Consider the following 13,925-nt stretch of genomic DNA (forward strand, 5'->3'; position numbering starts at 1 on the left):
TCAGGCGATCTCCAGCAAGGTGATGCGGCCGGACTTCACCTGCTCGTAGCGGAACTTCACGTCGGTGATGTCGCCGATGTCCGTGAAGTCGCAGGGGCCGGAGGCGCCGTCGTAGTCGATCTTCGTGCCGGCCGCGAGCAGCGGCAGCCCCTCCACCGCCGAGGAGACGGCGGTGCCGCCGCCCTGGCTGATGCGGCGGACGTTGTCCTTCACCGCCGTGCCCGTGAAATCGTTCGCCGCGGCCATGGCGAGCAGCACAAGGTTCACGTGGTCATAGGTCTGGCAGGCGTAGGTGTCCGGCACGGCCTGTCCCGTCGCGGCGACGACGCGGGCGAAGGCGGGCGAACCCTCGGCGGGGGAGGGGGAGAGGGCGTAGACGCCCTCCACGATCTCGGCCGGCAGGCTCTCGATCAGGCGCTGGTTGATCGCGTAGCCATAGCCGACGATCGGCTTGCTGAAGCTCGCGCGGGCGAGGTCGCGCAGGAGGATGGCGGTGTCGGGCGTGTAGCCGGCGGCGACGATCGCGTCGGGGCGGTAGCGGAGCGCCTGGTCCACCTCGGAGCGGAGCGTCGGCTTCTTGTCGTCGTAGATCAGCAGCTCCGCGACGGCGCCGCCGCGCTCCAGCGCCGCCTTCATGGAGGCGAACTGGCTCTGCGTGAAGGGCGTCTGCGGCGACATGACGAAGACGCGCTTCGCGTTCAGCCGCAGCAGGTATTCCCCGAACTTGCGGCCCTGCAGCAGCGTGTTCGGCTGCGTGCGGATGAGGTAGCCCTGGTGCGGCAGCTGCGTGATGCTGTCGGCGCCGGAGACGGTGCAGAGCATCGTCCGGCTTTCCCAGCAGAGCGGCGCGACGGCAGTGGTGACCGAGGACGCCCAGGTGCCCATGATGGCGGCGACGCGGTCCACGTCGATCAGCTTGCGGGCGGCGCGGACCGCGGCCTCGGGGTTCGTCTGGTCGTCCTCCACCACCACCTCGACCCGGCGGCCGAGCACGCCGCCGGCGGCGTTCACGGCGTCCGCCACGCCGCGCACGGCGCTCGCCTGGTGTGGGCCGTAGGGGCCGCCGGCGCCGGACAGCGGCACCAGCAGGCCGAGCTTGATCGGCGCGTTCTGCGCCGCCGCGCGGCGCGCGATCAGGGGAAGCATCGCCGTGCCGATGAGGCCGGCCCGCCGGGTGATCGTCATGCGGCTTGTCCTTCCGTGCTGGGATGTGCCCTTCCGCCGAGGAAGAGGCGGCGAATCTCCGGATCGCCCGCGACCTCGGCCGCCGGGCCGTCGCGCACCACGCGCCCGTCCACCATCACGGCGGCGCGGTCGGAGGCGGCGAGTGCCTCGGTCGCGTTCTGCTCCACCATCAGGATCGCGAGGCCGGCGCGCGCGAGGCGCTGGATGAGGGCCAGCAGCTCCGCGGCCGCCTGGGGCGACAGCCCGGCCGTCGGCTCGTCCAGCAGCAGCGCGCGCGGCCGCGCCATCAGCGCCGAGGCCATCGCCAGCACCTGCCGCTGCCCGCCGGAGAGCGACCCGGCCGCGGTGCGGCGGCGCGCGCGCAGGGCGGGGAAGTTGGCATAGGCTTCGTCCAGCGCCGCGCGGCCCGCGGCGTAGCCGCCCGTGAGCCCCGTGGCGTAGCCGCCCATCAGCAGGTTCTCCTCCACGCTGAGGGCGGCGAAGATGTTCCGCTCCTGCGGCACGAAGACGAGACCGGCGGTCAGCGCGGCGCGGGGTGGCAGGCCCGAGAGGTCGCGGCCCTCCAGCATCACGATGCCCTGGCGCGGCCGCAGCAGCCCGGCGACAAGCTTCAGCGCCGTGCTCTTGCCCGCGCCGTTCGGGCCGATGACGCAGGTCAGTTCTCCCGCCGCCGCGGACAGGGTCACGCCCCGCACCACCTCATCCGCCGCGGCGTAGCCGCCGACGATTCCGGTGGCGACGAGCCCGCTCACCGCCGCGTCCCGAGATAGGCGTCCTGCACGTCCGGGTTCTCCCGCACGGCATCGAACGTGCCCTCAGCCAGATGCCGGCCAAGGGCCATGACGATGACATGGGCGCAGACGCGGGAGACGAGGGCCATGTCGTGCTCCACCAGCAGGATCGTCGTGCCCTCCGCCGCGACGGCCATCAGGTGATCGCCGATCGTCTCCGCGAGGGTCGGGTTCACGCCGGCCGCCGGCTCATCCAGCAGCATCAGGCGCGGGGAGGCCATCAGCGCCCGCCCGATTTCCAGCAGCTTCCGCTGCCCGCCGGACAGCGCGCCCACCCGGTTGTCGATCACGCGGGACAGGCCGAGGCGCGCGGCGACCGTCAGCGCCTTCTCTGCCAGCTCCGCCTCCCGCGCCCGCCCGCCGCCGACCAGGGCCGGCCACAGACGTTCCCCGGCCTGGTCGGGGCCATAGAGCATCAGGTGCTCGAACACCGTCATCGCCGGCAGGCCGCGTGCGAGCTGGAAGGACCGCACCATCCCCCGCGCCGCCAGCCGGTGCGGCGGCAAGCCCGTCACCTCCTGCCCGAACAGCCGCACGCGCCCCGCATCCGGCCGCGCCAGGCCCGTCACCGCGTTGAACAGCGTCGTCTTGCCCGCGCCGTTCGGCCCGATCAGGCCGGTGACGATCCCCGGCGGCACGCGCAGCGACACGCCGTCCAGCGCCGCGACGCCGCCATAGGCGAGCCGCATCCCCTCGACCTCGAGCGCCGTGCGCTCATCCCGTTGCACCGCCAGCACAGGTGAAGGCTAGGCGCGACCCCGCAGGCCGGCAACCTGGGGGTGTTGTGCGATTGGCCTAGGGGAAGGCTCTGCCTTCCCCTGGAACCCCATTCGCCAGGAAGCTGATGTTCCTGGACCTCCATCCTGTAAGAGCGCCCTGGTCTGGCCCCCAGCCAAGGGCATTTCAACAGATGCGGGGGGGCCGGGGCCCCTTAGGGCCCCGGCGGAGGGGCCTGGGGAGGCAGAGCCTCCCCGGAGTCACCAGCGCGACGCCTCACGGCACCGGGTGCGTGTCGTCCGGCCGCTGCGGCGGCAGCTTGATGGCCAGGGCGCGGAAGCGGCCGGTGGTGGCGCGCGATCCCGCGTGGTGGGTGCCGCGGGGGATGATGACGAGGTCGCCGCGCTGGACCTGCACCTCCCGATCCCCCAGCCAGAAGGAGCCGGCACCGTCGAGGATGAGCTGGATCTCGTCGGCGTCGGCGTGGAAGTGCTTCAGCACGTTGCCGCTCTGCACGGCGATGGTCCCGTGCGGGGAGGAGACGAGGAGGCGCGAGCGGAGGTCGGTGTTGTTGACCAGGGGACCGATCTCCTCGTCCGTCATGGTCATCACGTTGACGATGCGCGGCGTCAGGGGCTGTGGCGCGGGCTGGGCGTCGGCGGGCGGGACGAGGCGTGCGGCGAAGAGCCCGGCGGCGAAGGCGACGGCGAGGCCGCCGCAGAGGACGGGAAGGCGCATGACGGGGTTCCCCGGACGTTTGTTGCACCACCATCGCAGCACCCGGCGCCGCGCCGGCGCAAGGGCTCAGCCGAGCGGATCGGGTTCCACGCCCAGCCGCGCCGCCCAGTCGCGGAGGGAGGCGGCGGCCGTCGGGGAGAGGGGAACGCCCTCCGCCTCGGCGCGGGCGATGAGGCGGGCGGCCTTCTCGCCCGGCAGGCGGACGGGCTGGGCGGGATCGACCGGCGCGTTGGCGCGGCAGGCATCCGTGAGGAAGTCCATCTGCGCGAGGAAGGCATCGCGCCCCGCGAAGGCGGCGGGATCGAGGAGCTGAAGGAAGACGTTGGCGCCCCAGCGCGTCGGCTGCTCCAGCCGGCCATGGCCCGCGAGGCCGCCGGTCAGCGCCTCCACCATCAGGGCGAGACCGAAGCCCTTGTGGCCCGCCTCCATCCCGCCGAGCAGGAGGAGGCTGCCGCCTTTCCCCTCCACGACGTTCGGATCGGTGGTGGCGCGGCCCTCCGAGTCCATCACCCAGGGATGGTCGAATCGCGCGCCGGCCGCCTTCTTCTCCCGCACGTTGGAGAGGCTGGTGATGGAGGCGGAGATGTCCACCAGCACCGGTGAGGCCGTGGTGGGGAAGCCGATCGCGAAGGGATTGGGGCTGAACAGCCCCTCCTTGCCACCGAACGGCGCCACGATCTTCGTGTGCGGGCCGGAGGAGGCGAGGATGGCGAGGTAGCCGCGATCCGTGGCTTCCTTCGTGAGCGCCGCGAGGCAGCCGATGTGATGGCTGCGGCGGATGACCGTGGTGACGACGCCGTGCTGCGACAACCGCTCGAAGCCCGTTCGCAGCGCGCGCTCCACCAGCCAGGGGCCGGGGCGGTACCCGCCGTCCCAGACGAGGGTGGCGCCGGTGTCGCGCAGCACCTCCGGCTCCCCGGCGCCCTCCATCAGTCCGCGTTGAACCTGATCGAGATAGGCGCCGACCTGCGCGAGGCCGTGGGTGTAGCGCCCCATCATGTCCGTCAGGACGAGGAGGCGCGCGGTGGTGCGCGCCTTCTCCCCGTCCAGCCCGGCGGCGGCGAAGAGGCGTTCGGCGAGGCGCGTCAGCGCCGCGTGGGAATGGCGAGGGGCTTCGGTGGTCATGCTGCGTCGGCGCGGTCAGGGACCGGCGGAAATCCCCCGCCGGCCCGTGGGCGGCCCTACTCCGCCCGGATGTTGTTGTCGCGGATAAGGCGGCTGTAGGTCTCGGTCTCCCGTGTCAGCCAGGTGCGGAAGGGCTCCGGGCCCTCGGTGCGCGGCTCGGCGCCGAGCTCCGCCAGACGCGCGGCGATGGCGGGAATGGCGGCGATGCGGCGCAGCTCCTCGTGCAGCCGCTGGATCATCGGGCGCGGCGTGTTGCCCTGGACCATCACGCCCTGCCAGGTGCCCGCATCCTCGGCCGGCCAGCCGAGCTCGCGGAAGGTGGGCACGTTCGGCAAGGTCGAGAGGCGGTGCGCGCCGGTGACGGCGATCGCGCGCATCTGGTTGTTCACGGCATAGGGCTGCGCCTGCGTCGCGCCGGCGATCGTCAGGTCCGCTTCCCCCGACACCACCGCCACCAGGGCGGGCGCGCCGCCGCGATAGGGGACGTGCGTCATCTCCTTCCCGAAGAACTCCGCGAGCTGGATCAACGTCAGGTGGGATGCAGTGCCGACGCCGGAGTTGCCGGCGTTCAGCGGCGCGCGCGCGGCCTTGACGTGGGCGGCGAGCCCGGCCGCGTCCTGCACCGGCAGCCGGTTCGCCACGCCGAGGATGTAGGGCGCGTAGATGAACATCGTCACGGGCGCCAGGTCCCGCGTGTTGTCGAAGGGCAGGCGCGGGAAAAGGCCGGGGTTGGTGGCGATGGTCGTCACGTCCATCAGCAGCAGGTTGTGGCCGTCCGGCGGGCTCTTGGCCACGAAGTCCGCACCGATGTTGCCGCCCGCGCCCGCGCGGTTCTCCACGATCACGTTCTGGCCGAGCGCGCGCCCCAGTTCCGGCGCGATGAGGCGGGCGAGGATGTCGCTGGTGCCGCCCGGCGCGTTCGGCACGATGATCCGCACCACATGGTCGAAGGTCTGGGCACGCAGGGCCGGCGCCGCGAGCGCCGGAAGCAGCGGCGCGGCCATGCCGGCGCGCAGAAGGGTGCGGCGGTCCATCGTGTCCATCCTCCATCGTGGCCGCTGCGCCGGTCGTTGCGCGGGCCTTGCCGCCCTTCTAGCCCCTGGCCGCGGCGGGCGTCCAACCTCCTCGGCCGGTTGCGGCGCGGTCGCGAGGATCGGATGATCCCCGCGTGAGCAGCACCGACCCCGCGCGGACCCTTGATCATCCGGAAGGCACCGCCTCGCCCGCGGCGCTGACCGAGGAACTGGCAGCGCGCCTCGCCCGCATCGCGCTGGGGCATGTGGAGCAGGAATATCCGCACAAGCCCGGCCATGTGATGGCCACTCCGGAGGATGCGCGCACACCCGCCGCGCTGCATCCCGTCTTCCACGGCAGCTACGACTGGCATTCCTGCGTACACGGCTACTGGATGCTCGCGCGCGTGCTGCGCCGCTTCCCCGGCATGGAGCCGGCGGCCGCGATCCGCGCGCTGTTCGACCGCCGGCTGACGCCGGAGAAGGTCGCGGGCGAGTGCGCCACGCTCTCCTGCCCGGGGATGCGCGGCTTCGAGCGCCCCTATGGCTGGGGCTGGCTGCTGAAGCTCTCGGCGGAGCTGTCGCATCACGCCGATCAGCCCTGGGGCGCGGCGCTGGCGCCGATGGCCGCGATCTTCGTGGGGCGCTTCCGGGACTTCCTGCCGGTCGCGACCTATCCCGTGCGCGTGGGCACGCATCCCAACACCGCCTTCGGCCTGCGCCTGGCCGCGGACCACGCGGAAGCGGCGGGGGACGAGGACTTCCTCACCCTGCTGCGCGACACGGCGACGCGCTGGTATGGCGGCGACCGCGCCGCGCCGGCCTGGGGCGAGCCGAGCGGGGACGACTTTCTCTCCTCCACCCTGATCGAGGCGGAGTGCATGCACCGCCTGCTGCCGGGCAGCGCCTTCCGCGCCTGGTTCGCCCGCTTCCTGCCCGATCTCGAAGCGTCGCGGCCCGCCACGCTCTTCGCGCCTGCCACCGTCACGGACCGGAGCGACGGCAAGATCGCGCATCTCGACGGGCTGAACCTCAGCCGCGCCTGGTGCTGGCGGTCCGTGGCCGCGGCCCTGCTGCCCGGCGACCCCCGGCGCACGGTGATGGAGGCGGCCGCCGCGCGGCACCTGGCGGCCGGGCTGCCGCACGTCGCCGGCCACTACATGGGGGAGCACTGGCTCGCGAGCTTCGCCGTGCTCGCGCTGGACGAGTAGCGCCCGCGCCCCAGGTGCCGCGCCGGCCCAGGGCCGCAGGTCCGGGGCAGGGCTGCGGCGGCGGGCCAGCATTGACAGCGGCGGCCGGGCAGGGGTGGTTAGCGCCGATGCTGTCCCCGTCCACCCTCGCCGCGCCGCTCCCGCCCGATCTGGCGGCGATCCTGGACGGGCTGGTCTCCTCCGGCCGCTTCCCGGATGCCGCCGCGGCGCTCCGCGCGGCCCTCGAGCGCCTGCACGACGATCCCGGCCCCGAGGCGACGCATCAGGCCTTCCGCCTCACGCTGGAGGAGCGTCTGCGCGGGCTGCTCGATCCGCTGGAGGCGACGAGCCTCGCCGCCAGGATGCTCGGGACACATCTCGGCGCGGCGCGGGCCGGCTACGGCGAGATCGACGAGGAGGCCGGCACTGTCCGGGTGGAGCGGGACTGGACGGACGGCCGCGTCATGACCCTGGCGGGCGAGGCCCGGCTGCTGGACGGCTTCGGCCCCGCCGCGATCGCCGAGCTCCGCGCGGGACGCGTGCTGGCGGTGGAGGACTGCCTGGAGGACCCGCGCGCCGGCCCGGACTACGCGCCGACCTGGGCCAGCATCGGCGCGCGCTCCCTGGTCGTGGCGCCGCTGGTGAAGGACGGGCGGCTGCGCGCGATCCTCTATGTCCACGAACCCTCGCCGCGCCGCTGGACCCCGGCCGAGGCGGCGCTGGTGCGCGACGTGGCGGAGCGCACCTGGGACCTGGCGGCCCGCGCCCGCGCCGAGGCGGCGCTGCGCGAGAGCGAGGCACGCCACCGCACCCTGTTCGATGCAGCGCCCTTCGCGGTGATTGTGATCGACCCGCAGACCCACCGCGTGCTGGACGTGAACGAGCATGCCTGCGCCGCCTATGGCTACACGCCGGAGGAGTTCCTGCGCCTCTCGATCACCGACATCGACGCGCGGGGTGATTCGGCGGCGATCCGCGCCCATGCGCGCGCCCACGCGCTGCGCCCGGGTCTGCAGGAATTCGAGGCGCGGCACCGCACGAAGTCCGGCGCGGTCCGGGACGTGCTGGTCCGCGTGCAGGGCGTGCAGCTCGGCGGGCGGGAGGTGAGCTACGGCGCGCATCTCGACATCACCGACCGCAAGGCGGAGCAGGCCGCGCTGCGCGCCAGCGACGCGCGGCTGCGCCTGGCGGTGGAGGCGGCGCGGCTGGGCACCTGGGAATTCGACCTGCGCCGCGGCGTGGGCTTCCGCGCCGGCCCGCTGGCCCAGGCGCTGCGCCCCGTGGCGGATTCCGGCTTCACCCTGGACGCATGGTTCCACCCCCTCCACCCCGAGGACCGGCCCGAGGTGGAGCGCCGCTTCCACGCGACCGCCCGCGGCGAGGCGCCGCGCTTCGAAGCCGAGTTCCGCGTGCGCGACCCCGCCAGGGGCTGGGTCTGGATCAGCTCCTTCGGCGCCGTGGTCGAGCGCGACCCCGCGACCGGCGCGGCCCTGCGGATCGGCGGCGTCGCGCAGGATGTCACGGCCCGCAAGACCGCGGAGGAGCGCCAGGCCCTGCTGATGCGGGAGGTCGATCACCGCGCGAAGAACGCGCTCGCCGTCGTCCAGGCCGCGCTGCGCCTGACGCGCGCAGGGAACGTGGACGAGTTCCGGCGGATGGTGGAGGGCCGCGTGTCCGCCCTCGCCCGCGCCCAGACCCTGCTGGCCGAGGATCGCTGGTCCGGCACCGACCTCCGCACCCTGCTGCAGGGGGAGATGGCGCCCTTCCTGGGCGGCGCCGAGCAGCGGGCAGAGCTGGACGGCCCGCCCGTGTCCCTACCCGCCGCAGCGGCGCAGCCCCTCGCGATGGCCGTGCACGAGCTGGCGACGAACGCGGTGAAGCACGGGGCACTGGCCGCGCCGACGGGACGCGTCAATATTGCCTGGGCGCTGCAGCCGGGACCATCTCTGCGGCTGCGCTGGGTGGAAGCCGGCGGGCCGCCGGTGCCCCGGCCGCCGGAGCGCCGCGGCTTCGGCTCCCGCGTGCTGGAGGGGACGGTGCGCGGGCAGCTCGGCGGCAGCATCACCCTGTCCTGGGAACGGACGGGCCTCGTCTGCGAGGTCGCGATCCCGCTGGCGGAACGGCGCAGGGCTCCGGCCTGAGCGGCCGGCATTGTCCCGGCCGGGACAGGCGGGCAGGCTCCGCCCACGGCATGAGCGCCGCCGGGACGCGCCCCCGCGCGGCCCTTGGATCCCCGGCACGGAGGAGGAGGGGCGACGTGGCCCTGCACCGGCGAATCCTGTCCCTTTTGCCGCTCCTGGCGCTCGCGCCGAGGGCCGGGCTCGGCGACCGCGCGCGGGTGGGGGAGGTCTCCGACGTCACGGGAGAGGCGGAGGCGCATTTCTCCGGCGGCCCGCCACGCGCCCTCTCGCCCGCGGCGGCGCTGCTGATGGACGACCTCATCCGCACCGGCGCCTCGGCCCGGCTGGTCGGCCTGCTGGAGGGCGGGATCGAGATCCGCCTGGGCGAGCGCGCCAGCCTCCGCGTGGACGCGCTGACCCTGCGCGGGCCGCGCACCGGCGTCGCGCTGCGGGTCTTCGACGGGCCGGTGCTGTATGACCGCCCGCCGCAGCGCATGCCGACTCCCGTCACGATGACCCTTCCCTGGGCGCGGATCGGTGTCCGCGGCACCCGCTTCTTCGCCGGGCCGCTGGACGGCCGCTACGCCGTCTTCGTTGCCCGCGGGCGCGTGGAGGTGGAGGCGGCCGGGGTCCGCCGGGACCTCGCCGCCGGGGATGGCGTGGACGTGCCGGAGATCGGCGCGCCACCGGGGCCGGTGGTGCGCTGGGGGGAGCCGCGGGTGGCGCGGGCGATGGCGCTGGTGGCGTGAGAAGGCCGGGGGAACGGCTCAGGCAGTGCCTTCGCCCCGGCCCCCATCTAATCCTGCGAATTGGCGCGGGCGGCTGATGCCGGTCCCCAACTGACAGAAGAAGGAGGGGGTTTGGGGGAGTTCACTCGCCCAACCCTGCTCTGTCCAACGGCCGCACCTCCGCCTCTCCCGTAAGCCCGCGCAGCGCGAAACGGCCGATCGGCGGCGGCAGGGACGGGTCCTCGATTCCTGTCACCAGCGCCCTTCGCCCCACGGTCTTGCCCAGCTCCTGCAACCGCGCCGCGACGTTCGCGGCGTCTCCGCACACCGCCCAGGTGAGGCGGGAGCCGCCGACCTCGCCGGCCAGCACCTCCCCGGCGGCGACGCCGATGCGCGTCTCGCCCCAGCCGATCGCCACGGCCTCGGGGCGGCGGCGGAAGGCCTCGGCGAAGCGGTCGATGGCGCGGGCGGCGGCCAGGGCGCGGGCATCGTCGTCGGCGCGCGCGAGCGGGGCGCCGAAGACGGCCAGCACGCTGTCCCCGATCAGCCGCTCCAGCGTGCCGCCCTCCGCCAGCACCGCCGCCTCCACGCCCGAGAGGTAGGCGTTCAGCACTGTGACCACCGCCGCCGGGTCGTGGTTCCGCACCGTCGTCGAGAAGCCGGCGAGGTCCGTCATGACGACGGCCACGCGGCACAGCTCCGGCCGCAGCCGCTCCGATTCCGGGCGGGCGAGGAGCTGTTCCGCCACCCCGGTCGGCAGGCGGTGGGCGAAGCGCGACAGCAGCCGGGTCCGCTCCCGCGCCAGGCGGCGGGCGGCGGCCGCGGCCTCCGCCACGCCGCCGAGCAGGGCGCCGGCAGCGGGCAGGGTGGGGTCGATGAGCAGGGCCTCCATCCGCAGCGCCGCCAGGGCCGCGAGCGGCCAAAGCACGGCGAGCAGGACCGCGGCGGCCAGCCCCGGCCCTGGCCACCGCCGCACGACGGCCGCGGAGAGCAGCCCGAGCAGCAGGGCCGCCAGGGCCTCCCCCACGGCGGCGCCTGACGGGCGCAGCGGGACCCAGCCGGCCGCGAGCTGCGCCGCCGCCTCCGCCTGCACCAGCAGGGAGGGCGTGAAGGGGCCGAGCACGGAAGGGCGGAGCGGCGCCTCCTCCGGCGCCGTGACGCCGATCAGGACGATCCGGCCGCGCGCCTCCCCGGTCTCCCCGCGCAGGACGGCGCCGGCGGACAGGACGGGGACCGGGTCGCGCGGCGGGTCCAGCCGCAGCATCCCGTCGCGCGGCAGGGGAAGGATATGGGCGCCGAGCTGGAGCTGCCCTTCCCGCAGGAGCAGCGTCTCCACCCCCAGGGCCCGGGCGAGGATGCCGAGGGCGAGGCCGGGCAGGAGCCGGTCCTCCGTCCCCAGCCGGGCCAGCATCGGGACCTGCCGCATCGTCCGCCCGGGCAGCACGGCCAGGGCGCCGACGGCGTTGGGCAGGGCGCTCGGCTCCACCCCCGGCAGCGCCGGAAGGTCGGACAGGTCGGGCCGGCCGATCTGCGCCACCGCGAAGCCGGGCGGCGGCGGCGCCGGTCCCGCGAGCAGGGCGACGAGCGAGGGCTCCCCCATCAGCGCACGCTCCAGGGCGGGGTCGCCGGCCGCCGGCTCGGCGAGGACGAGGTCGAGCGCGATGGCGGCGGCCCCGGCCCCGGAAAGACGGTTCACCACCTCGGCCAGCCGCTCCCGTGGCCAGGGCCAGGGGCCAAGGGAGGTCAGGTCCGCCCCCGTCACCGCGACGGCGAGGACCGGCGCCGTCTCCGCCGTGCGGGGCACGGCCTGCATCAGGAGGTCCGTCGCGCTGTCCCGCAGGTCGTCGGCCAGCGGGGCGAAAAGCAGCGCCGCGCCGGCCAGGATCGCGGCCGCCAAGCCGCCGGTTCTCATGGAAGGGGCGAGAAAGGTCGGGGAGAAGGCATTCTCCCCGAACCAATCATCCTCCTTTTCGAGGCTGCCGCGGAATTCGGAAACGGGGACACCCCATCGCCGCCTTCCGCGGCAGCCTGGCAAAAGAAGGAGGGGGTCCGGGGGAGTTCACTCCCCCGGCCTTGCTCTCTCACGTCACCCTTCCGCCGCGAACGCCCGCAGCCCGTCCGCGTTCGTCACGCGCAGCCCGGCCCGGGCGTTCTCCACGAAGCCGCGGGCGCGGAACTCGGACAGGGCGGCGTTCACCTTCGGCCGGGTGGCGGCGACGAGGGAGGCGATCTGCCCTTGCGGCAGGCGCACGAGGCCGCTCGGGTCCACCGCCGCCAGCCGCAGCAGGGCGGCGGCGAGGCGCTGGGGCAGGCCCTGGAGTCCCACGGCCTCCACCTGGTCGGTGGTGCGGCGCAGGCGGGCGGCGAGGGTGCGCAGCAGGGCGAGGGCGAGGGCGGCGTCGGCCGCGATCAGGGCCCCGGCATCGGCGTGGCGGAACATCAGGGCGGAGATGGGGGTGAAGGCGGTGGCGTCGGCGCTGCGCGGGCCGCCATCCACCAGCGCGACCTCCCCGATCGGCTCGCCGCGGCCGACGAGGCCCAGGGTGAGCTCCCGGCCACCGGCGGTGGAGAGGTGCAGGCGGACGAGGCCGTCCAGCACCAGCAGCATCCCTTCCCCGGGGTCGCCGCGGCGGAAGAGCGTGGCGCCGGCGGGGTGGCGCACGGGACGGGCGATCCCGGCCAGCCGGTCCTTCGCGTCGGAGGGCACGCCCGCCAGGAAGCGGACGCCGTCCAGCAGGCGGCGGGTTTCGGGAAGGGCGGCCACGGCGGGAGCATGCCGCCCCCGCCCGCGCCGGGGAAGGCTCGTTTCGGGGGGCGGTTGTGCTTGACACCCGCCCCACACGCCCCGGACGCTGCCCTGGCCGGCCGGCGGTCGCCACCCTCGTGAACGCCCTCCAAGGGCGAGGGCACCGGGGCCGGGGAGGAAACGACCCATGCTCCATCGCCGAGATGCCATCACCCTTGCCGGAGGCGCCGCCATGGCCGGTTTGACGGGCGGCCCCGCCGCGCAGGCCCAGACCGTCACGACATCCGCCGCAACCCCTGCATCCCTTCCGCGCGCCGGACGGGCGGAGGAGGTCGGCCTGTCCACCGAGCGCCTGACCCGCATCGGCGGCTGGCTGCGGGAGGAGGTGGCCGCGAACCGCATCCCCGGCGCCGTGGTCGTCGTCGCCCGTAAGGGCCGCATCGCGCATGAGGAGGCCGTTGGCTTCCGCGACCGGGAATCGGGGGCCGCGATGCCGGTGAACGCGGTGTTCCGCATCGCCTCCATGACGAAGCCCTTCGCCTCGCTGGCACTGATGATGCTGGTGGAGGAAGGGAAGGTGATGCTGTGGCATCCCGTCAGCCGCTACCTCCCGGAGTTCGGGGACCAGGCGGTGGGGATGGAGCGCACCGCCGTGCAGCGCCCGCCGACGGTGCAGGACCTGATGCGCCACACCTCCGGCCTGACCTCCGCGGCCGGAGAGGGTGTGACGGGCGCCGATCCCGTGCAGCGCGCCTATGCGGAGGCGAACGTCGCCAACCGCAACCAGACCTCGGCCCAGTTCATCACCGGCCTCGCGCGGATGCCGCTGATGTACCAGCCCGGCACGCACTGGGAGTACGGGCACTCCACCGACGTGGTCGGCCGCATCGTCGAGGTCGTCAGCGGCATGGACCTGGACGCCTTCATCAAGGCGCGGATCAGCGGGCCGCTCGGGCTGCGCGACACCGGCTTCTGGGCACCGGCCGAGGCCGGCGATCGTGCCGCGAAGGCCCAGGTGGACCCGGTGACGAACCGGCGGCAGGCCATCCCGGACGCGTTGCAGAAGCCGAACTGGTTCTCCGGCGGCGGCGGGATGGTATCCACCGCGCAGGACTACGCGCGCTTCTGCCAGATGCTGCTGAACGGCGGCACGCTGGACGGGACGCGCATCGTCTCCCCCAAGACGATCGAGCTGATGACGTCGAACCACCTGCCGCCGGGGACGGAGTATTCGCCCGGGCTCTTCGCGCGCTTCGGCGGCCTCGCGCCCTCGCCCACCGTGGGCTACGGCTTCGGCCTGGGCTTCGCGGTGCGGCTGGAGCAGGGGCGCAGCCCGGTGCCGGGAAGCATCGGCGACTACTCCTGGGGTGGGGCCTACGGGACGTATTTCTGGGTGGACCCGAAGGAGGAGCTGTTCGCGGTCCTCATGCTTCAGGGGCCGTCCGACCGGCTGCAATACCGATATGGGATTCGGCAGCTCGTCTATCAGGCCTTTGCCTGACGCGATCGCGGCGGGTGGCCCCGGGGAAGGCATTGCCTTCCCCAGACCCCATCCACCAGGCCGCGAACGCG

12 protein-coding genes are annotated in these 13,925 nt (G+C 74.3%); 4 read left to right on the forward strand and 8 right to left on the reverse strand.

Translation table 11 applies throughout. The annotated features are described in order from the left end of the window. From ACP6CK_RS20550 to ACP6CK_RS20575, 6 genes are all read right to left on the reverse strand, one after another. Complete coding sequence (locus tag ACP6CK_RS20550) at positions 1-1,185, reverse strand: ABC transporter substrate-binding protein (protein ID WP_426955170.1); 1,185 nt, start codon at positions 1,183-1,185, stop codon at positions 1-3. Then, positions 1,182-1,937: an ABC transporter ATP-binding protein gene (locus ACP6CK_RS20555; RefSeq protein WP_426955171.1), complete on the reverse strand. Its 756-nt coding sequence runs from the start codon at positions 1,935-1,937 to the stop codon at positions 1,182-1,184. Before ACP6CK_RS20555 ends, ACP6CK_RS20550 begins: the two co-directional genes overlap by 4 nt. Next, positions 1,934-2,704, reverse strand: coding sequence for an ABC transporter ATP-binding protein (locus tag ACP6CK_RS20560; RefSeq protein WP_426955172.1), 771 nt, complete (start codon positions 2,702-2,704; stop codon positions 1,934-1,936). Before ACP6CK_RS20560 ends, ACP6CK_RS20555 begins: the two co-directional genes overlap by 4 nt. Before the next feature lie 265 nt (positions 2,705-2,969). Next, positions 2,970-3,431, reverse strand: a complete 462-nt coding sequence (locus ACP6CK_RS20565; protein WP_426955173.1) for a cupin domain-containing protein — start codon at positions 3,429-3,431, stop codon at positions 2,970-2,972. Positions 3,432-3,497: 66 nt separating this feature from the next. After that, positions 3,498-4,556: an Ldh family oxidoreductase gene (locus tag ACP6CK_RS20570; protein WP_426955174.1), complete on the reverse strand. Its 1,059-nt coding sequence runs from the start codon at positions 4,554-4,556 to the stop codon at positions 3,498-3,500. A gap of 56 nt (positions 4,557-4,612) precedes the next feature. Next, positions 4,613-5,590 (reverse strand): Bug family tripartite tricarboxylate transporter substrate binding protein, encoded by a 978-nt coding sequence (locus ACP6CK_RS20575; protein WP_426955175.1) that lies wholly within the window; start codon positions 5,588-5,590, stop codon positions 4,613-4,615. Positions 5,591-5,724: 134 nt separating this feature from the next. On the opposite strand from ACP6CK_RS20575, the gene ACP6CK_RS20580 reads away from it, so the two are divergent. From ACP6CK_RS20580 to ACP6CK_RS20590, 3 genes are all read left to right on the forward strand, one after another. Then, the gene (locus tag ACP6CK_RS20580; protein WP_426955176.1) at positions 5,725-6,780 is read left to right on the forward strand and encodes a DUF2891 domain-containing protein; all 1,056 of its coding nucleotides are present in this window, start codon (positions 5,725-5,727) and stop codon (positions 6,778-6,780) included. 107 nt (positions 6,781-6,887) lie between these two features. Next, the gene (locus tag ACP6CK_RS20585; RefSeq protein WP_426955177.1) at positions 6,888-8,900 is read left to right on the forward strand and encodes a PAS domain S-box protein; all 2,013 of its coding nucleotides are present in this window, start codon (positions 6,888-6,890) and stop codon (positions 8,898-8,900) included. Between the two features lie 116 nt (positions 8,901-9,016). Beyond that, entirely contained in the window at positions 9,017-9,628 is a 612-nt protein-coding gene (locus tag ACP6CK_RS20590; RefSeq protein ID WP_426955178.1) for a FecR domain-containing protein, read from the forward strand. 121 nt (positions 9,629-9,749) lie between these two features. On the opposite strand, the gene ACP6CK_RS20595 is transcribed toward ACP6CK_RS20590, so the two are convergent. Next, complete coding sequence (locus ACP6CK_RS20595) at positions 9,750-11,504, reverse strand: CHASE2 domain-containing protein (RefSeq protein ID WP_426955179.1); 1,755 nt, start codon at positions 11,502-11,504, stop codon at positions 9,750-9,752. Positions 11,505-11,693: 189 nt separating this feature from the next. Next, positions 11,694-12,371, reverse strand: coding sequence for a Crp/Fnr family transcriptional regulator (locus ACP6CK_RS20600; RefSeq protein ID WP_426955180.1), 678 nt, complete (start codon positions 12,369-12,371; stop codon positions 11,694-11,696). Positions 12,372-12,540: 169 nt separating this feature from the next. Here ACP6CK_RS20600 and ACP6CK_RS20605 point away from each other — a divergent pair, with 169 nt between their 5' ends. Further along, entirely contained in the window at positions 12,541-13,854 is a 1,314-nt protein-coding gene (locus tag ACP6CK_RS20605) for a serine hydrolase domain-containing protein (RefSeq protein ID WP_426955181.1), read from the forward strand. The last annotated feature ends 71 nt before the right edge of the window (positions 13,855-13,925 follow it).

Origin of the sequence: Muricoccus radiodurans (genome assembly GCF_050154705.1) — a bacterium.
Lineage (GTDB): Bacteria > Pseudomonadota > Alphaproteobacteria > Acetobacterales > Acetobacteraceae > Roseomonas > Roseomonas radiodurans.

Bases quoted from the DNA above. Each gene is read 5' to 3' on its own strand.
- ACP6CK_RS20585 (WP_426955177.1), top strand. From the start codon at position 6,888: ATGCTGTCCCCGTCCACCCTCGCCGCGCCGCTCCCGCCCGATCTGGCG.
- ACP6CK_RS20575 (WP_426955175.1), bottom strand. From the start codon at position 5,590: ATGGACCGCCGCACCCTTCTGCGCGCCGGCATGGCCGCGCCGCTGCTT.
- ACP6CK_RS20550 (WP_426955170.1), bottom strand. From the start codon at position 1,185: ATGACGATCACCCGGCGGGCCGGCCTCATCGGCACGGCGATGCTTCCC.
- ACP6CK_RS20565 (WP_426955173.1), bottom strand. From the start codon at position 3,431: ATGCGCCTTCCCGTCCTCTGCGGCGGCCTCGCCGTCGCCTTCGCCGCC.
- ACP6CK_RS20570 (WP_426955174.1), bottom strand. From the start codon at position 4,556: ATGACCACCGAAGCCCCTCGCCATTCCCACGCGGCGCTGACGCGCCTC.
- ACP6CK_RS20605 (WP_426955181.1), top strand. From the start codon at position 12,541: ATGCTCCATCGCCGAGATGCCATCACCCTTGCCGGAGGCGCCGCCATG.